This window comes from Streptomyces sp. NPDC051243 (genome assembly GCF_044455405.1).
GTDB lineage: Bacteria > Actinomycetota > Actinomycetes > Streptomycetales > Streptomycetaceae > Streptomyces.
Genome location: NZ_JBITES010000009.1, coordinates 291,026 through 309,587, shown reverse-complemented (window position 1 = coordinate 309,587; position 18,562 = coordinate 291,026). Strand labels below are relative to the sequence as shown.

14 protein-coding genes are annotated in these 18,562 nt (G+C 72.0%); 3 read left to right on the top strand and 11 right to left on the bottom strand.

Annotation, left to right across the window (positions count from 1 at the left end):
- Positions 1 to 5: 5 nt before the first annotated feature.
- Complete coding sequence (locus tag ACIBAG_RS24475; RefSeq protein WP_399107619.1) at positions 6 to 602, bottom strand: M48 family metallopeptidase; 597 nt, start codon at positions 600 to 602, stop codon at positions 6 to 8.
- Positions 603 to 959: 357 nt separating this feature from the next.
- On the opposite strand from ACIBAG_RS24475, the gene ACIBAG_RS24470 reads away from it, so the two are divergent.
- Together ACIBAG_RS24470 and ACIBAG_RS24465 are read left to right on the top strand one after the other, a co-directional pair.
- Positions 960 to 2,180 carry a TOMM precursor leader peptide-binding protein gene (locus ACIBAG_RS24470; RefSeq protein ID WP_399107618.1) on the top strand — a complete coding sequence of 407 codons (1,221 nt, stop codon included), beginning with the start codon at positions 960 to 962 and terminating at the stop codon, positions 2,178 to 2,180.
- The gene (locus ACIBAG_RS24465) at positions 2,173 to 3,543 is read left to right on the top strand and encodes an ABC1 kinase family protein (protein ID WP_399107617.1); all 1,371 of its coding nucleotides are present in this window, start codon (positions 2,173 to 2,175) and stop codon (positions 3,541 to 3,543) included. Before ACIBAG_RS24470 ends, ACIBAG_RS24465 begins: the two co-directional genes overlap by 8 nt.
- Positions 3,544 to 3,549: 6 nt before the next feature.
- Here the strand turns inward: ACIBAG_RS24465 and ACIBAG_RS24460 are convergent, their stop codons facing one another.
- The 5 genes from ACIBAG_RS24460 to ACIBAG_RS24440 form a co-directional block, all read right to left on the bottom strand.
- Positions 3,550 to 3,759, bottom strand: a complete 210-nt coding sequence (locus ACIBAG_RS24460; RefSeq protein ID WP_399107616.1) for a hypothetical protein — start codon at positions 3,757 to 3,759, stop codon at positions 3,550 to 3,552.
- Positions 3,760 to 3,895: 136 nt separating this feature from the next.
- Positions 3,896 to 4,219 carry a hypothetical protein gene (locus tag ACIBAG_RS24455; protein ID WP_399107615.1) on the bottom strand — a complete coding sequence of 108 codons (324 nt, stop codon included), beginning with the start codon at positions 4,217 to 4,219 and terminating at the stop codon, positions 3,896 to 3,898.
- Positions 4,216 to 4,584, bottom strand: coding sequence for a WhiB family transcriptional regulator (locus ACIBAG_RS24450; protein WP_126394927.1), 369 nt, complete (start codon positions 4,582 to 4,584; stop codon positions 4,216 to 4,218). The genes ACIBAG_RS24455 and ACIBAG_RS24450 overlap by 4 nt, the downstream gene beginning before the upstream one ends.
- Positions 4,585 to 4,760: 176 nt before the next feature.
- Positions 4,761 to 5,087, bottom strand: a complete 327-nt coding sequence (locus ACIBAG_RS24445; RefSeq protein WP_399107614.1) for a hypothetical protein — start codon at positions 5,085 to 5,087, stop codon at positions 4,761 to 4,763.
- 164 nt (positions 5,088 to 5,251) lie between these two features.
- Positions 5,252 to 7,504: an ATP-dependent DNA helicase UvrD2 gene (locus tag ACIBAG_RS24440; RefSeq protein ID WP_399107613.1), complete on the bottom strand. Its 2,253-nt coding sequence runs from the start codon at positions 7,502 to 7,504 to the stop codon at positions 5,252 to 5,254.
- A gap of 129 nt (positions 7,505 to 7,633) precedes the next feature.
- Here ACIBAG_RS24440 and ACIBAG_RS24435 point away from each other — a divergent pair, with 129 nt between their 5' ends.
- A complete protein-coding gene (locus tag ACIBAG_RS24435; protein WP_031479355.1) occupies positions 7,634 to 7,876 on the top strand; it encodes a mycoredoxin in 243 nt (80 codons plus the stop codon).
- A gap of 108 nt (positions 7,877 to 7,984) precedes the next feature.
- On the opposite strand, the gene nudC is transcribed toward ACIBAG_RS24435, so the two are convergent.
- The 5 genes from nudC to ACIBAG_RS24410 all read right to left on the bottom strand — a co-directional run bounded on the left by nudC (position 7,985) and on the right by ACIBAG_RS24410 (position 18,411).
- Positions 7,985 to 8,926 (bottom strand): NAD(+) diphosphatase, encoded by a 942-nt coding sequence (gene nudC / locus ACIBAG_RS24430; protein WP_399107612.1) that lies wholly within the window; start codon positions 8,924 to 8,926, stop codon positions 7,985 to 7,987.
- 156 nt (positions 8,927 to 9,082) lie between these two features.
- Complete coding sequence (locus ACIBAG_RS24425; protein ID WP_399107611.1) at positions 9,083 to 10,486, bottom strand: dipeptidase; 1,404 nt, start codon at positions 10,484 to 10,486, stop codon at positions 9,083 to 9,085.
- A 10-nt stretch (positions 10,487 to 10,496) separates the two neighbouring features.
- Positions 10,497 to 14,036 (bottom strand): UvrD-helicase domain-containing protein, encoded by a 3,540-nt coding sequence (locus ACIBAG_RS24420; protein ID WP_399107610.1) that lies wholly within the window; start codon positions 14,034 to 14,036, stop codon positions 10,497 to 10,499.
- A gap of 139 nt (positions 14,037 to 14,175) precedes the next feature.
- Positions 14,176 to 17,745, bottom strand: a complete 3,570-nt coding sequence (locus tag ACIBAG_RS24415; protein ID WP_399107609.1) for an ATP-dependent helicase — start codon at positions 17,743 to 17,745, stop codon at positions 14,176 to 14,178.
- Positions 17,746 to 18,003: 258 nt separating this feature from the next.
- Positions 18,004 to 18,411 (bottom strand): MGMT family protein, encoded by a 408-nt coding sequence (locus ACIBAG_RS24410; RefSeq protein WP_399107608.1) that lies wholly within the window; start codon positions 18,409 to 18,411, stop codon positions 18,004 to 18,006.
- Positions 18,412 to 18,562 lie beyond the last annotated feature (151 nt).

The following is an 18,562-nucleotide window of genomic DNA, read 5'->3' as shown; positions in this document are numbered from 1 at the left end:
TGCGGTCACTCGCCGCGCGCGCCGGGAACATGGGGCAGCCGCTCGGCGGCGACCACGCCTTCCAGGTAGCCCTTCGCCCGCTCAGTGCGGGGGTAGGCCTCCAGCAGCCGCCAGAAGCGGGGCCCGTGACCGGGGACCAGAAGATGTGCGAGCTCGTGCAGGAGGACGTAGTCGACGACGTACTCGGGCATGCCCTGCAGACGGTGCGAAAGACGGATGCTGCCCTCGGCCGGAGTGCACGAGCCCCAGCGGGTGTTCTGGTTGGTGACCCAGCGGACCGACCGGGGCCGGGCGCGGCCGTCGAGGTACTGCTCCGACAACTGCTTCGCACGCTCGGCCAGTTCGGCGTCCCCGAGGACCTGCTTGCTCTCCTGGGCGGCCAGCTTGTCCAGCATGACGTTCACCCAGCGCTTCTCCTCGGCCTCGGACATCCGGGCAGGGATGAGCACAACGGTGCGATCGCCCTCGCGGTACGCCGAGACCGTCCGGCGGCGCCGGGCGCTCCTGCGGACCTCGATCGCGCTCGCCCCCGGGCCGCCCTGTGGCGGGCTCGTCGTACTGCGCTGTGGCGTTCCGGCGCGGTGCAGTGGGTCGGCGGACACGCCCCGACGTTACCCGCTGCACATGGGGGAAGTCCCGCCTCCGGGACGGTTCGATGCCGATCCCCCGCCATGCGTTTGATTTGTACGACGAATATCCACCACCTGTGGACAACTTTCGACGCCGGGCGCCGCGTCGGGGCATGCTGACAGTCACCGGCGGAGCCTCGACCGAGCTCCACCGGCGCAACGGGGATGTTCCACGACGGCTACGGGGGCCTGTTCATGCAAGCGACGACTTTGCCTGTTCCGGCGAATTCAGCGCATCCAGCAGATTCAACGCATTCAGAACATTCTGAGCATTCGGTGTATTCATCGCATACGGCAGGCGCGACGCATTCCGCGGATGCGACGGTTCCGGTGGCTCCGCTGGTGAAGCCCGCACTCAGGCGAGGGTGGCGCGACCTCAACACCGTGCAGTTCGGGATGACTCCGGCGCACGCCATGACGGTGGGCCCGATGGACACGGCGACAGGCAGTTTCCTCGACCTGCTCAACGGCACCCGCGGCCTGGAGCTGCTGCGCGAAGAGGGCCGCCGAATGGATCTGCCGGACGGCCATGTCGACGGGCTGGTGCGGCGACTGGCGCGGGCCGGACTGCTCGACGACGCCAAGGGCGGCGGACCGGCCGCCGACACCCTGCGCCGCAAGCGGGAAGTCCTGGACCGGCTCCGCCCCGACCTGGCCTCCTTGTCCCTGACCACATCCGAGCCCGGCGAGGCGATCGGCCGCCTGGCCGCCCGCCGCTCACTGCGTGTACAGGTGAGGGGTGCCGGACGGGTGGGCGCACAGGTGGCCTCGCTGCTGTCGGGGGCGGGCGTCGGCGAGGTCGACGTACGCGACGTCGGCCGTGTCGAGCCCTGGGACGTGTCACCCGGCGGGCTGCCCGTCGAGGCGGTCGGTGACCGCAGGGCCGAGGCGGCGCGGCGAGCCGCACGCCACTCGGCACCGGACCGCCCACCGCGCCGCGCCCCCGGGGCGTCTCGCGGGGAGGACAGCACGGGCCACTCCCTGGTGATCATCGCCCCGCGCGACGACGTCGCCGTGCACGCACCCTCCCCCTCCGCCGCCGAACCCCTGATCACTTCCGGTACGCCCCATCTGTACGCCGGTGTCGTGGAGGGAACCGGGGTCGTCGGCCCGCTCGTCCTGCCGGGCGAGACCGGCTGCGCCGGCTGCCTCGACCAAGGGCGCACCGACCGCGATCCGACCTGGCCCCGCCTGGTCGCGCAGTGGCGCTCGGGCTCGGGCAGGGCGCGCCAGGTGCCGCCCTGCGATCTCACGCTGGCCACCACGGTCGCCGGGTTGGCGGCCGCGCACGCCCTCGCCTTCCTGGACGGACACGTTCCGTCGAGCGCGGGTGCACGCTGGGAAGTGTCCCTGCCCGGTCTGAGCTGGCACGCCCGGCCGGTGTGGGCACACCCGGCGTGCTCCTGCGGCGCCGCGGAGAAAGGTGAGGGAGAACACCCCTCCGAGTACGAGGAGTCGCACGAGACAATGGCGGAGCAAGGGCCGTCGAACGAGTTGAGCCGTAAGGCAGAGGCGGAGCGGCCGGCTGGGACCTGGAGGGCGCATGTCTGATCTTCCCCGCAAGGCGGTCACGCGTACCGCCAAGCTCGCCGCGCTTCCGCTCGGCTTCGCCGGGCGGGCGACCTGGGGGCTGGGCAAGCGGATCGTCGGCGAGTCCGCCGAGATCGTCGGCCGTGAGCTGCAGCAGCGCACGGCGGAGCAGATGTTCAAGGTGCTCGGCGAGCTCAAGGGCGGCGCGATGAAGTTCGGCCAGGCCCTGTCCGTGTTCGAGTCCGCCCTGCCCGAGGAGATCGCCGGTCCCTACCGCGCGGCGCTCACGAAGCTGCAGGAGGCCGCGCCCCCGATGCCGACGCGCACCGTGCACACGGTGCTGGCGGAGCGGCTCGGCGAGGACTGGCACGACCTGTTCCTGGAGTTCGAGGACAAGCCCGCCGCGGCGGCCTCGATCGGCCAGGTGCACCGGGGGGTGTGGCACGACGGCCGTGAGGTGGCGGTCAAGGTGCAGTACCCGGGAGCCGGCGAGGCCCTGCTGTCCGACCTGAACCAATTGAGCCGGTTCGCCCGACTTTTGGGGCCGCTGATCCCCGGCATGGACATCAAGCCGCTGATCGCGGAGCTCAGGGACCGGGTTTCCGAGGAACTGGACTACGGCCTGGAAGCACAGGCCCAGCAGGTGCACGCGGAGGAGTTCGCCGACGATCCGGACGTCGTCGTGCCGGCAGTGGTCCACCAGTGCGAGCAGGTCCTGGTCACGGAGTGGATGGAGGGCGTACCGCTCTCGGAGGTGATCTCACACGGCACCCAGGAGCAGCGCGATCGCGCCGGCCAGCTCCTGGCCCGCTTCCTCTTCTCCGGCCCGGCCCGCACCGGCCTCCTGCACGCCGACCCGCACCCCGGCAACTTCCGCCTCCTGCCGGGCGGTCCCGACGGCGAGGACGACTGGCGGCTGGGTGTCCTGGACTTCGGCACGGTAGACCGCCTTCCGGGCGGGCTGCCCACCCCCATCGGCGACTCCCTTCGGCTGACTCTGGACGGCGAGGCGGACACCGTCTACCAACTCCTCTGCGCCGAGGGGTTCGTCAAGGAGTCCATCGACCTGGACCCCGACGCCGTCCTCGACTACCTCCTGCCGATCATCGAACCGGCCCAGGTCGAGGAGTTCACCTTCACCCGCGGCTGGATGCGCAGCCAGGCCGCTCGCGTGGCGGACCCCCGCTCCCCCGCCTACCAACTGGGCAAGCAACTCAATCTGCCCCCCGCGTACCTCCTGATCCACCGCGTGACCTTGAGCACAATCGGCGTGCTGTGCCAGTTGGGCGCGACGGTACGGCTGCGCGAGGAACTGGAGGAGTGGCTGCCCGGGTTCGCGCCGGAGGAGCTGACGGACGAGGAGGAGTCGGCGGCAGAGGCGTGAGCGGAGCTACCACCAGGCCGAGTCCAGTCGCCCCTCGATCGCCCTGAGGTTCTCCCGGGAGCAGGCGTCGCAGAAGTACTGGCGGACGCCGTTCTCCACGGAGCAGGTCCAGGTGGGCTGCGGCACCTGGGCCCGGGTGCCGCAGCGAGCACACACGAGCGGCTCGGGCTCCGTGGCGGAGCCGCCGTTGTCACTGCCTCCGGGAAGACTCGTCACTCGGCGACGATAACGCCACCACCGGCTGTTAGGCGGGCACAACGCACCGCGGGGGCCGGTCCGTTCGCACGGACCGGCCCCCGCGGGGAGCTACCGCCTCCCCTGTCGGGAGGCCACCGTCTGGCGGTGTGGTCGGTTACTGCATGACCGCCCTGGCGAGCGCGCGGCGAGCGCGCATCGAGGCGCGCTCGGCCCGGCGCTGCATGCGGCGAGCGGTCACCACATGCATGGCCCGGCGTTCCCGCTGGGCCTCGTGCCGTCGCTCGTGCATATGCGCACGTGCCAGGGCTTCTTGGATGAGTTGCATCTCTCGGTTCCTGTTCTGACGCGAGTCGTTCGCGCCACGCGTGGTGAAGTCTTCAGGCGCGGAGCCTGCGAGCTCGTGGGTTGACGGCTTCATCGGGGCCTGCTTCTGGGGGTCGTGCGTGAGGGGACGGTCGATCGTTCCTGCGGTGTTCATGCCGTGACCGGGTTCTTGCGCGGGCGACCACGCGGCCGCTTCCGGGCGACGACAACACCCTGGACGAACAGCTCGCCACCCCAGACGCCCCAGGGCTCACGCCGCTCCTTGGCGCCGGCGAGGCAGGCCTCGATCAGCGGGCAGGTGCGGCAGAGGGACTTGGCGTACTCGACGTCCGCCGGCGACTCGGCGAAGAAGACCTCCGGGTCGTAGGAACGGCAGGGGACGGGTACGCCGAGGTTCTCGATGGCGTCGTCGAGCGCGGTGAGCGCAGTGAGCGGGGTCAAGGTGGAGTCCTCCGTGAGGCCGGGCTTGGGGATCACGTCTGAAGGCGGTACGGACGGGGCGTGCGCTTCGAGTTGCACGGTTGGTCTTCCTCGTCTGTTCGTTCCGGTCCTGTGGGACCGGGTGGCGGCTGGTACCGGGTTCTTTTCTTGTCCCGAGGCCCCTTCGCTCCGTCATCCCCGTTGGGGGACAAACAGAAGGGCCGCGGATCCCGGATGGGGTTCCGCGGCCCTGAAGGCGCCGGCCTGATCGACTGTCAGGCTGGATCACTCCAGGGTTCTGGCCCACGGAAGGCCCACACCAGGTGGTGCTGCGTCGTCTGCTTCCGGAATCCGGCACCGGTCGCCGTAAAGGCATAGGCCTGCGCCTTTGCCTCTACTGCCGCTTCCAGTGCCTTGGTCGGTCGCTCATTGCGCTCACGGACGGGAAGGCCCGCGAGAGACACGGAGGACGCCGGACGCACGGCACGGATGCCGGACAGACCGGTGCCCTGGTTGGAGGCGCCGAGCATGCACAGGGAGGCGACGACCGAGCGATCGGTCATTTTGACGGTGCTGATGGAGCTGCTGTTGATGCTGATCACTGGACTCGCCTCCTCTCGGCGTCTCGGGGGACTGGGTGAGCCAGTCCGACGGGTATGCAAGTAGAACACGGAATTGGGGCCTCCGAGAAGGCCTCCGTTCCCGTGGCTAAGAACCTATGGGGATTGCTGGGGCATGCGCAAACTATTTTTTCGACGAGTTCGTGTCATTCCCCGTCGACGCCCTCCCCAACCTCCTGGCCTGCGCAGATGGCCAGCACATCGGCTCCGTAGCGTTCGAGCTTGCGCTTGAGGACACCAGGGATGCGGGAAAGCTCAACCGGACTGGTTGGCTCCGCCTCGGCGATGGCCATCAGCGTCCTGTCCGTGAAGACACAGAAGTCCGGCTGGCCGCTGAGCCGCGCCTGGACCCCACGCCATTCGCGGAGGCGTTCGTAGAGACGCTCGTCCATGTCCGAGGGGCAGTCCTCGCAACGCATCAGCTTCATCTCACCGGCGTCGGTGAGAGTGCGTCCGCACACGCGGCAGCGGGCAGGGGTGCGCTGTGTCCGTCTCGGGGCGGTGTCCGGTCTGCTGGTGAAACCGCGCTCGATCCCGCCGGAACCGCCGGTGGCGTTGCGCCCGGCCGTGGCGGTCGAGCCGGGACGCAGTCCGTCGAGGAAGCGGCTGGGGCGGCGGTTCGGGCGGCCGCCGGGTGCCCGGGTGAGCGCCCAGGAGACATGCAGGCATTGCCGGGCACGGGTGACGCCGACGTAGAGGAGGCGGCGCTCCTCCTCGATCTGCTCGTCGGTCTTGGCGTAGGTGATCGGCATCATGCCCTCGGCGACACCGACCAGGAAGACGACGTCCCACTCGAGGCCCTTGGCCGAGTGCAGGGAGGCGAGGGTGACGCCCTGGACGGTCGGGGCGTGCTGGGCGTTCGCCCGCTCGTCGAGTTCCGCGACCAGGTCGGCGAGGGTCGCTCCGGGCTTGGCGGCAGCGAAGTCCTGGGCGAGGTTCACCAGGGCGGCCAGCGACTCCCAGCGCTCTCTGACGGCTCCGGAGCCGGCCGGGGGCTCAGTGGTCCAGCCCTCCCCCGACAGCACGGCACGCACCTGCGAGGGCAGGTCGACGGCGTCGTCGAGGAGTGAGTCGTTGCCGCCGAAGCGGGCCGCGCCGCGCAGGGCGATGCCCGCCTTGCGTACCTCGGGGCGGTCGAAGAACCGCTCGGCGCCCCGCAGCTGGTAGGGGATGCCCGCGTCGGCCAGGGCCTGCTCGTAGGTCTCGGACTGGGAGTTCGTGCGGAACAGGATGGCGATCTCGGCGGCTGGAACGCCGGTGCCCATGAGTTCCCGAATGCGACGGGCGGCCCCCTCCGCCTCGGCGGGCTCGTCGGTGTACTCCGTGTAGACGGGTTCGGGGCCGGGGGCACGCTGGGAGATCAGTTCCAGGCGATGGTCCGCGGCGCGGCCCCGGGCCTGGGCGAGCAGTCCGTTGGCGAGATGGACGACCTGGGGCGTGGAGCGGTAGTCGCGGACCAGCTTGACGACGGTGGCGCCGGGGTGGCGGGTGCGGAAGTCGAGCAGATGGTCAGGGGTTGCTCCAGTGAACGAGTAGATCGTCTGGCTGGCGTCGCCGACCACGCACAGGTTGTCCCGGTCGCCGAGCCAGAGCTCCAGCAGGCGCTGCTGGAGCGGGCTGACGTCCTGGTACTCGTCGACCACGAAGTGCTGGTACTGGGCGCGGACCTGGTCGGCGATGTCGTGCCGGTCCTGGAGGATGCCGACGGTGAGCAGCAGGACGTCCTCGAAGTCGATGACCGAGCGGTCCCGCTTGAGGTCCTCGTAGACGTTGTAGAGCTGGGCGATCTCGGCCGGGTCGCGCGGGGCGTCGCGGCCGGCCTTGGCGGCGGCGAGGGCGTAGTCGGCGGGGACGGTCTGGGTGACCTTGGACCACTCGATCTCGGCGGTGACGTCCCGCAGCTCGTTCCGGTCGAGGCGGATGCGGCAGGCGGCGGCCGCGTCGGCGACGAGCTGGATCTTGCGGTCGACGAGCCGGGGCATGGAGCCGCCGATCGCTTTCGGCCAGAAGTACTGGAGCTGACGCAGGGCGGCCGAGTGGAACGTACGGGCCTGGACCCCGGCGGCGCCGAGCTGGCGCAGCCGGCCGCGCATCTCTCCGGCGGCCCGGTTGGTGAAGGTGACGGCGAGCACGCTGGAGGGCTGGAGGATTCCGGCGCGCACCCCGTAGGCGATGCGGTGGGTGATGGCCCGGGTCTTGCCCGTGCCGGCGCCCGCGAGCACGCACACCGGTCCGTGCAGGGCGGTCGCCACCTCGCGCTGCTCGGGGTCGAGCCCTTCGAGCACCGCGTCGGCAGAGTCCGGTGCCTGCGGGAAGAGGGTGGAGTGCGTTGCTGCTGTCACACGGCCATGCTGCCAGGTCGCCGGAGACGGCTGCGCCGGTTGTCCACAGGCAGGCATGGATAGTCGTACTAATGCGGCAGGCGTCACGTGGCCGGGCATACCCCGGGCGGGAATGGTGTCCCGGTCGCGTACGTTCCCTGGTGCGGACGACTTGTTCCCCGGAGCCACCTAAGGAGCGCGCGAGACATGCAGGGCACTGTGACGATGTACAGCACGACGTGGTGCGGTTACTGCCAGCGGCTGAAGAAGCAGCTGGACCGCGAGGGCATCGCGTACACCGAGATCAACATCGAGCAGGACCCCGCGTCCGCGGCGTTCGTCGAAAAGGCGAATGGCGGAAACCAGACGGTCCCGACGGTGCTTTTCGCGGATGGTTCGACCCTGACGAACCCGTCGCTGGCTCAGGTGAAGCAGAAGATCGGCGTGTGATCGACGCACTTCAAGAGGGTGGCCGTCCCGGCTCGGGGCGGCCACTCTTTTGCTTGGGCCACGATTACCGCTCTTTTGCTTGGGTCACGATTACCGCGCGTCCGGCGCTCAGACGCTGCGCGTCGGCAGCGGCTTGCCGTACCAGAGCTCGATCAGGCGGGCCGCGATCGAGATGCCGTACGGCGGCATGACCTCGCCGGATTCGAAGGCGGCGCGCAGTTCCTCGCGGGAGAACCAGCGGGCCTCGTGGATCTCGTCGCCGTCGACGTCGACCTCGGTGGAGGTGGCTCGGGCCATGAAGCCCAGCATCAGGCTGGACGGGAACGGCCAGGGCTGGCTGGCGACGTACTCGACCTGGCCGACGGTGATCCCGGCCTCCTCGTAGACCTCGCGGCGCACCGCCTGCTCGATGGACTCACCGGGCTCGACGAAGCCGGCGAGCGTGGAGAAGCGGCCCTCGGGCCAGTGGACCTGGCGGCCGAGGAGGATGCGGTCGTCCTCGTCGGTGACGGCCATGATCACGGCGGGGTCGGTGCGCGGGTAGTGCTCGGCGCCGCAGGCGGGGCAGCGGCGGATGTGGCCGGCCGCGGCGATCACGGTGCGCTCACCGCAGCGGGAGCAGAAACGGTGGGTGCGCTGCCAGTTCTCCAGGCCGACGGCGTGCACCATCAGGCCCACGTCGCGCGCCGACAGCAGCAGGCCCGCCTCGCGCAGGCCGGCCGCGCGCGCGGACTGGTCGATACGGCCGGGCAGCGCGTCCTTCTGCAGGGCGAAGTAGCTGACGCCGTCCTCGTCGATGCCGAGGAAGTAGCGGTGCGCTTCGGTGAGGGGGGCCTCGAAGGAGGGCGTCATGACGAGTTCGGTGCGGCCGTCCGCCGTCTCGTCGATGAGGACCTGACCGCCGGAGACCACGAAGCAGCGGGTGGTGGGGTGACTCCACGCCGCCGCGAGCCAGGCCTCGTCGAGCCGGTGGTGGGCGGCGCGGTCGATGCCGCTCGGGGCGGTGAGCGAGATGGGTCGGTCGGCGGTGTGGTCGGTCCAGGTGGTCACGGGTGCTTCCAACTCCCCCAGTGGAACGGTGTGCTTCGGCGGGCGGATCGGCGGGACGTGGGACGGGATGCGACCGGGTGCGGCAGGGCTCGGTGGTGCGGGGCGGCCTTTTCAGTGTGCCCCGCGCTCGACGCGGCTACGGACGGCCCCGGTGGCTCAGGGCGCATGGCGCCAGTTCGCGGCGAGGTCGCCCCACAGGTAGGCGGTGGTCTCGACGCCTTTGAGGAGAAGGTCGAGCTCGACCTTCTCGTTCGGGGCGTGCCAGCCGTCCGAGGGGACGGAGATGCCCAGGAAGAGCACGGGTGCGCCGAGGACGTCCTGGAGGTCGGCGGCGGGTCCCGAGCCGCCTTCGCGAGTGAAGCGGACGGGGCCCTCGAAGGCGCGGCCCATGGCGCGTACGACGGACTGCAGGGCGGGGTGGTCCAGTGGTGTCAGGCACGGGCGTGTGGCTCCGCTGAAGGTGATCTCGCAGCGGATCCCGGCGGGAACCTGGTCGGCCACCCACGCGCGGACGGCCTTCTCGATGTGGTCAGGGTCCTGTCCCGCGACCAGCCGGAAGGAGAGCTTCACCATGGCGGAGGACGGGATGATCGTCTTGCTGCCGGGGCCCTGGTATCCGCCACCGATTCCGTTGACCTCGGCGGTGGGCCGGGCCCAGATGCGCTCCAGGGTGGTGTGGCCGGCCTCGCCGTGGGTGGCGTGCGACTTGGCGGTGCGCAGCCACCGCTGCTCGTCGAAGGGCAGCTCGGCGAACAGTTCGCGCTCGCGGTCGGTCAGTTCTACGACGCCGTCGTAGAAGCCGGGGATCGCCACGCGCGCGTGCTCGTCGTGCAGGGCGGCGACCAGGCGGGCGACGGCGGTCGCCGGGTTGGGGACGGCGCCGCCGAAGGAGCCGGAGTGAACGTCCTGGTCGGGGCCGTACAGATGGATCTCGCACTCGGCGAGGCCGCGCATGCCGGTGCACACGGTGGGCGTGTCAGCGGACCACATGCCGGTGTCGGAGACGATCACGGCGTCGGCCGCGAGCCGCTCGGCGTGCTCCTCGACGAGCGCGCGGAAGTGCGGGGAGCCGGACTCCTCCTCGCCCTCGATCAGCAGCTTCAGGTTGACGGCCGGGGTGGTGCGGCCCGTGGTGGCGAGGTGGGCGCGGACGCCGAGTGTGTGGAAGAACACCTGCCCCTTGTCGTCGGCCGCCCCGCGCGCGTAGAGGCGTCCTTCGCGGACGACGGGCTCGAAGGGCTCGCTGTCCCAGCCGTCCTCGCGTGCGGCGGGCTGCACGTCATGGTGACCGTAGACGACGACCGTGGGCGCCTCGGGGTCGTCGGAGGGCCACTCGGCGAAGACGGCGGGCGCGCCCGGGGTCGGCCAGACCTCGGCGGTCGGGAAGCCGGTCTCCTTGAGCTTGGCGGCGAGCCAGTCGGCGCTGCGGCGTACGTCGGGCGCGTGGTCGGGCTGGGCCGACACGGAGGGGATGCGCAGCCACTCGGCGAGCTCGTCGAGGAAGGCGGCGCGATGCTGCTCGATGTACGTGCGGACGGCGCTGTCCGGGGTCTGGCTCATGGTCACGAGCCTATCGGCCCGCACCGACATCCTCGGTGGGCGGTTGCTCACAGTCCGCCTCCGCGACCGGCTCCTCGGTCAGCAGTCTTTCCAGTGCCGCCCGGTCGGGCAGGTCGTCCGGGCGTACGACCTCGCCGCTGCGGACGTACAGGAACGCGGCGTCGACGGACTCGAGGGGCACGCCCTGCTGCTCGGCCCAGGCGAGCCGGTACAGGGCGAGCTGGAGCGGGTCGGCGGTGCGGGTGCGGTTGGTCTTCCAGTCGACGATCTCGTACGTCGCCCCGTCGCCGTCGCCCTCCTTGTAGACGGCGTCTATACGGCCCCGTACGACGCGGCCGGCGATGGCGAGCTGGAAGGGGGCCTCGACCCGGTACGGCGTGCGGTGCGCGTACTCGGTGCGCTCGAAGGCGTCCTTGAGGGCTTCCAGGTCGCGCTCGTCGGCGATCTCGGCCTCGCTGCCGGGCAGGTCCTCCGGCTCCAGCATGGGCAGCGTCAGCTCCTCGAAGCGGGCCTCGACCCAGGCGTGGAACCGGGTGCCTCGACGTGCGGCGGGTTGTGGGGGGCGCGGCATGGGGCGCGCGAGTTCCTGCGCGAAACCGTCCGGGTCGGCGGCCAGGCGCAGTAGCTGGGACGCGGTCAGTGACGCGGGCAGGGGTACGTCCGTGACGCTCGCGCGGGCGCGCAGAAGTTCCCCGGTCAGGGCGTCGAGGTCGCGATCCCAGGAGGCGATGGTTCTGGCCTCCTCCGGAGTGAGGGGTTCCACCTCCGGAGTGAGAGGTTCCTCCTCAGGTGTGAGGAGTTCCCGTTCCTGGGGGTGGGGGCGTGCCTTCGGGGGCTCGGCGGAGGATTCCGGGGACGTGCCCTGGTGCGGGACCGAGGGGCGGTCCGTGGTCCAGGAGTCCCAGTCGCCCGGGTCCTCTGCGGAGAAGGGATCCTCCTCGTCGTACTCCTCCTGGAGGGCTTCGTCGTCCGGTGGTGGCGGCCAGTCCGGATCGTCGTAGGTGTCCGGGTCGTGCGTCGCGGCGGGACGGCCGTCGTCCCGGGCGGTGGTGAGGCTCTCCAGGTGGGCCAGGACCGTCTCCGCGGCCGTGCGGCGTCGGGCCAGGGCGGCTTCGTCGAGTGGCAGGGGCCATACCTGGTCGGCGTTCTCCCGGTGCAGGGCCGGGTTCTCCTCCACCTCGGCGGGCTCGTCGGCCCAGGCCTCGATCTCGCCGTATCCGGCCGTGCAGTGGTCGTACAGGGCCTGCAGGAAGTCGGACGGGCCGCGGGGCTTCTTCTGGCTTGGGCCCCACCAGTGGCCGGAGCCGAGGAGCAGGGAGCGGGGGCGGGTGAAGGTGACGTAGCCGAGGCGGAGTTCCTCGGTGTGCTGGTGGTCCTTCATGGCCTCCTGGAAGGCCTTCAGGCCGCGGGAGTCCCAGGAGGTGACGTCGGGGAGCGTGTCGGCGTCGCCGCGCAGCTCGTGCGGCAGCACCTTGCCCTGGGCGGTCCACTTCTCGCGCCCTTTGGTGCTGGGAAAGGTGCCGGTGACCAGGCCGGGGACGGCGACGACGTCCCACTCCAGGCCCTTGGACTTGTGCGCGGTGAGCACCTTGACGGTGTTCTCACCGCCGGGCAGGGCGTTGTCGAGGCCCTTCTCGTACTGGGCGGCGGTGCGCAGGAAGGCGAGGAAGGCGAGCAGGGTCGCCTCGTTGTCGCCGGCCGCGAAGGAGGCGGCGATGTCCAGGAAGTTGGACAGGGTCTCGCGGCGGCGGGCGGCCAGGGCGTGCGGGGACGCCGAGAGCTCCACTTCCAGGCCGGTGACGGCGAGGACACGGTGCAGGACGTCCATCAGCGGGTCGGACAGGGAGCGGCGCAGGTCGCGCAGCTCGGTGGCCAGGCGGGCGAACCGCACGCGCGCGTCCGGCGAGAAGGGCAGGTTGTCGTCGTCCTCGTCGCCGTCCAGCGGCGTTTCCAGGAAGGTGTCGAGGGCGTCCGCGAGCGAGATCACCTCGGCCGGGTCGACCCCCTCGACGGCCTCGGCGAGGCGGCGGTCCGGGTCGTCGTCGCCGTCCACGCGCGCGTGGGACACCAGCCGCCGTGCGCGGCGGCCCAGGAGGGCGAGGTCGCGCGGGCCGATGCGCCAGCGCGGGCCGGTGAGCAGGCGGACCAGGGAGGCGTTGGCGCCGGGATCCTGGAGGACCTCGCAGACGGCGACGAGGTCGGCGATCTCCGGCAGGTGGAGCAGCCCGGACAGGCCGACCACCTCGACGGGGACGTCCCGGGCGACGAGCGCGCCCTGGATCTCGGCGAAGTCGGTCGCCGTGCGGCACAGGACGGCGATCTCGCCGGGCGCCTTCCCCGTGCGCACGAGGTGGGCGATGGAGTCGGCGATCCAGTCCATCTCCTCGGCGTGCGTGGGCAGCAGCGCACAGCGGACCGTGCCGTCGCGCTCGGCTCCCGGGGCCGGGCGGAGGGCCTCCACGCCCGCGTGCATGGCGCGCAGGGGCTCCGCGAGGCCGTTGGCGAGGTCCAGGAGGCGGCCGCCGCTGCGACGGTTCTCGCTGAGCGCCTGGCGGCGGGCGGGGCGGCCGTCGGCGTGGGCGAAGTGCTCCGGGAAGTCGTCGAGGTTGGCGACGGAGGCGCCGCGCCAGCCGTAGATCGCCTGGCAGGGGTCGCCCACGGCCGTCACGGGGTGGCCGGTGCCGTCCCCGAACAGGCCGGCCAGCAGGACGCGTTGGGCGACGGACGTGTCCTGGTACTCGTCGAGGAGGACCACGCGGAACTCGTCGCGCAGGATGCGGCCGACTTCGGGGATCCGGGCGAGCTGTGCCGACAGGGCGATCTGGTCGCCGAAGTCGAGGAGGTCGCGCTCGCGCTTGGCGGCCCGGTAGCGGACCACCAGGTCGGCGAGTTCGCGGCGGGCCGCGGCCGTCTCGGGGACCTTGCGCAGATCGGCGTTGCTGAGCTTGGCGCCCTGGAGCGTGAGCAGCAGCTCGGCGTCGTACGCGCGCAGGGCCTCGGGCCGTACGAGGTGCTCGGCGAGTTCGGAGTCGAGGGTGAGCAGGTCGCTGACCAGGTCGGCGAAGGAGCGGGTGAGCGCCGGGTACGGGCCCGGGGCCTCGCGCAGCACGCGCGCGGCGAGCTGGTAGCGGGTGGCGTCGGCGAGGAGGCGGGAGGTCGGTTCCAGGCCGATGCGCAGGCCGTGGTCGGTCAGCAGGCGGCCGGCGAAGGCGTGGTACGTCGAGATCACCGGCTCGCCCGGCGGGTTGTCCGGATCGATGACATCGGGGTCGGTGACGCCGGCCTTGACGAGCGCCTTGCGGACACGTTCGGCGAGTTCACCGGCGGCCTTGTTGGTGAAGGTCAGGCCGAGGACCTGTTCGGGGGCGACCTGGCCGGTGCCGACCAGCCACACCACGCGTGCCGCCATCACCGTCGTCTTGCCGGATCCGGCTCCGGCCACGATCACCTGCGGGGCGGGCGGCGCGATGATGCACGCCGTCTGCTCCGGAGTGAACGGGATGCCGAGGAGCTCCTTGAGCTGCTCGGGATCGGTGATACGGGCGGACACATCTGAGAGGCTAGCTGCGGGCACTGACAGTGGATGCCCGGATCGGCCGTCGGGCCAGGAGAGGCGCAGGTCAGCACGGGTGGTGTGATCGCTCACTCCGGTTTCTGACGATATGTCGGGCGACGTCTTGGACGATGCCTCACTCGACCACGTGCCGTCCCTCGGGCCGCGCGCTGCACGACGCCCGGAACGCGCAGTGTGTGCAGTGCTGGCCCGCGCTGGGCGTGAACCGCTCGTCGAGGACCTTGCCCGCCGCCGTGGCCAGCAGCTCGCCGACCCACTCCCCCTCCGGGCCGTCCAGGGGCTCCTGCCCCTGCACCTTGGGCAGCGTCTCTCCGCCGTCCCGCTTGGCGGCGCCCTGGCGCAGCTGGACGAGTTCGGCGCCGCCCGGGTCGGGTCGTACGCCGTCGAAGGCCTCGTCGACGGCGCCCTCGCGGACGGCGAGCTGATAGACGGCGAGCTGCGGGTGGCGGGCCACCTCGGCGGCGCTCGGTGCCTGCTTGCCGGTCTTGAAGTCGACGACGTAGGCGCGTCCTTCGCCGTCGGCCTCGACGCGGTCCATCTGGCCGCGGATGCGCACCTCGAAGTCGCCGGCCTCCAGGGTCACGTCGAAGTCGTGCTCGCTCGCCACGGGTGTGCGCCCCGAGCGGTCCATCACATGCCACTTCAGGAAGCGTTCGAGCGCCACGCGCGCGTTGTCCTTCTCCTGTGCCGACTTCCACGGCGCGTCGAAGGCAAGCGCGTTCCACACGGAGTCGAGGCGCTCCATGAGGACGGCGAGGTCGGCCGGGGTGTGCCCGGAGGCGACCTCGTCGGCGAGGACGTGCACCACGTTGCCGAAGCCCTGGGCGGCTGTCGCGGGCGCGTCGGCCTTCACCTCGCGGCCCAGGAACCACTGCAGGGCACAGGTGTTGGCGAGCTGTTCGAGGGCGCTTCCGGAGAGCACGACGGGCTGGTCGCGGTTGCGCAACGGCACCTTGGACTCGGTCGGCTCGAACATGCCCCACCAGCGGTAGGGGTGCGCGGACGGGACGAGCGGGCGGCCGTCCTCGTCGGCGAGCGCGGCGAGCCGGGCCAGCCGGCGTGCGGCCGCCTCCCTGAGGGCGTCCGACGCGCGCGGGTCGACCGTCGTGGCCCGCAGTTCGGCGACGAGCGCGGCGACGGAGAGCGGCCGGCGCGGGCGGCCCGTCACGTCCTTTGGCTCCACGCCGAGCTCGGTCAGGAAGCGGGAGGGCTGGTCGCCGTCGTCGGCCGGGGCCTTCACCGCCGTCACGACGAGGCGCTCACGCGCGCGTGTGGCAGCGACGTAGAACAGGCGGCGTTCCTCCGCCAGCAGCGCCCCCGGGGTGAGGGGTTCGGCGAGTCCGTCGCGGCCGATGCGGTCGGCCTCCAGGAGGGAGCCGCGGCGGCGCAGGTCCGGCCACAGGCCCTCCTGGACGCCCGCGACGACGACCAGGCGCCACTCCAGGCCCTTGGAGCGGTGCGCGGTCATCAGGCGCACGGCGTCGTGACGTACCGCACGCCGCGTGAGGGTGTCGGCGGCGATGTCCTCGGCCTCGATCTCCTCCAGGAAGTTCAGTGCGCCCCGCCCGCCGGTGCGCTCCTCCGCGCGGGCCGCGGTCGCGAACAGCGCGCACACGGCGTCCAGGTCACGGTCGGCGTTGCGGCCGGCCGCGCCGCCGCGGCGGGCGGTGCGCTCCAGGCGCGCGGGCCACGGCGTGCCCTCCCAGAGGTCCCACAGCGCCTCCTCGGCGGTACCGCCGCCCGCGAGGCGCTCACGGGCCTTGCGGAGCAGCGCGCCGAGGCGCTGGGCGCCACGCGCGTACGTGGGGTCGTGCACCGCGAGCCGCTCCGGCTCGGCCAGCGCCCGCGCGAGCAGTTCGTCCGAGGGCGGCGGCAAGGGGTTGCCCGCGGCCCGCTCCTCGTCCCGCAGCGCCCGCCCGAGGCGGCGCAGGTCGGCGGCGTCCATGCCGGCGAGGGGGGAGGCGAGCAGGGTGAGGGCGGTCCCGGTGTCGAGCCAGCACGGCGCCGGGCCCTCCGGCTGCCCCGACCTGGGTTCCGCTGGCGGCTCCAGCTCGGCGTCCTCCGGCTGCCCCGACTCCGGCTCCTCCAAGCGCCCCGGCTTACCCTCCTCCGGCCCCTCCGGCCCCTCCGGCCCCTCCGGCCCCTCCGGCCCCTCCGGCCCCTCGGCGTGAGCCTCGTCGTCGGGACGCGCCGAAGCCTCCGCACCCATGACCACCGCAGCCTCCGCCGGGGCCACCGCGGCCTCCGCCCTGGCTGTCGAATTCTTCGCCGAGGCCACCGACGCCACCGACGCCTCAGCTGTGGCCACCGCCCGCAACGCCGTCAGCAGTGGTGCCACGGACGGCTCGTGCCGCAGTGGCAGGTCGTCGCCGTCGATGTCCAGCGGCACCCCGGCGGCCGTGAGCGCCCGGCGCACGGTCGGGATCGTGCGGGACCCCGCACGCACCAGGACGGCCATCTCGCCCCAGGGGACGCCGTCCTCCAGGTGCGCCCTGCGCAGGATGTCGGCGATGTTGTCCAGCTCCGTGCCGGGCGTCGGATACGTGAAGACCTCGACGCGTCCGCCCTCACGGACCGGGGCGAGCTCTCGGTGGGCGCGTACTTTCTCCGCCGGGAGCCGGGTCAGCGGCATGCGCTGGGTCAGCAGCCGGGTCGCGGACAGCAGGGCGGCACCGGAGCGGCGCGAGGTGCGCAGGACCTCGACGGGCGCGGGGCGGCCGTCCGCGCGTGGGAAGGCGTGCGGGAACTCCAGGATGCCGTTCACGTCGGCGCCCCGGAACGCGTAGATCGACTGGTCGGGGTCGCCGAAGGCGACCAGGGTGCGGCCGCCGCCCGCGAGGGCGCGCAGCAGTCGTACCTGGGCCGGATCGGTGTCCTGGTACTCGTCGACGTACACGGCGTCGTACTGCGCCGCGAGCCGCGCGGCGGCCTCGGGGCGGCGGGCCAGGAGCACCGCGCGGTGGACCAGCTCGGCGTAGTCGAGCACGCCCTGCATGTCGAGCACGTCGAGGTACTCGGCGAGGAAGGAGGCGGCGGCGCGCCAGTCGGGGCGGCCGATACGGCGGGCGAAGGCGTCCAGGGCTTCGGGGCCGAGGCCCAGCTCACGGCTGCGGGCGAGGACCGCGCGGACCTCGTCGGCGAAGCCGCGGGTGGTCAGGCAGGCACGCAGTTCGTCCGGCCAGCGCACGTGCGCCAGACCGAGCCGCTCCAGGTCGGGCTGGCCGGCGAGCAGCTCCCGTACGGTCACGTCCTGCTCGGGGCCGGACAGCAGCCGCAACGGCTCCACGAACAGGTCGCTGTCCTGGTGGGCACGGACCAGGGCGTAGCAAAAGGAGTGGAACGTGGTCGCCTGGGGCGCTCTGGCCGCCCCTATGCGCAGGGCCATGCGGTCGCGCAGTTCCACGGCGGCCCTGCGGCTGAAGGTCAGCACCAGGATGCGCTCGGGGTCGCCGCCGCGGGCGATGCGCGCCGCCACGGACTCGACCAACGTGGTGGTCTTTCCGGTGCCCGGACCTGCGAGGACGAGCATCGGGCCGGTGGCGTGGTCAACCACCACGCGCTGTGCCGCGTCCAGATGAGGGGGAGCCACTTGCTCGACAGGGGTCCGCACCAGCCGGTAAGCGCCACGGGTCCCCTGTCGCACCTGGGGGTGCGACAGGCGCCTGGTGGAGGAAGAGGAGCTCACGTGGTTCGCCGGTCCTGGTGGGTGTGCTGGGTGGGTGGCCCCTCGCGCGTGGAGGGCGGTGGCCGCGGGGCGAGGGGTGCACGCGCCGTTGACGCTACGCCGGGGAGCGGGGCGGAAGCAGGGCTTCCGATTCATCCCTCCGGGCACTCGGGCCACGTGCGTCCCTCGCCTCACGAACGTACGTCATGTCACGGACGTGCCCGGCTTCCCCCGTACGGATCACAGGTCACACCGAGGACGGTCGGATGTCGGAAGCTGTCAGGTGTGACCCTGTGCGCGTTCACCGCCGTCCCAGCGCGCCCGCTTCATGTCGAGGCGCGGCAGGTGGCCCTCGGCGGCCCTGCTCGCCTCCTTCAGAGGCGTGCCCTCCGCACGGTAGTGCTCCAGGGCTCTCAGCTCGTGGCCGGGCAGCAGGATCCCGTCGGAGCGGACCACCCGCCACCACGGAACGGCTCCGCCGTAGAGGGCCATCGCCCTGCCGACCTGGCGGGGCCCGCCCTCCTCCAGCCACTCGGCGACGTCCCCGTACGTCATGACGCGCCCCGGCGGGATCAGTTCGGCGACCTCGAGGACGCGCTCGGCGTACTCCGGCAGCGCGTCCGGGTACTCCTCATGGGCGGTGTCGTACGCCGGACGGGCGTCGCCCGGAAGGCTCTCCTCGCTCATCCGCCCCATCCTGCCCCACCCCACCGACAATGTGACGCGCTCGCCACTGTGCGTATCCCTCGCTCCGCGGCGACGCTTCGGGCAGACTGTGCGACCCCGCATTTGCACCCTGATGCCCCCGTGTGTCGGTGCGGCATGCCACCATCATGCG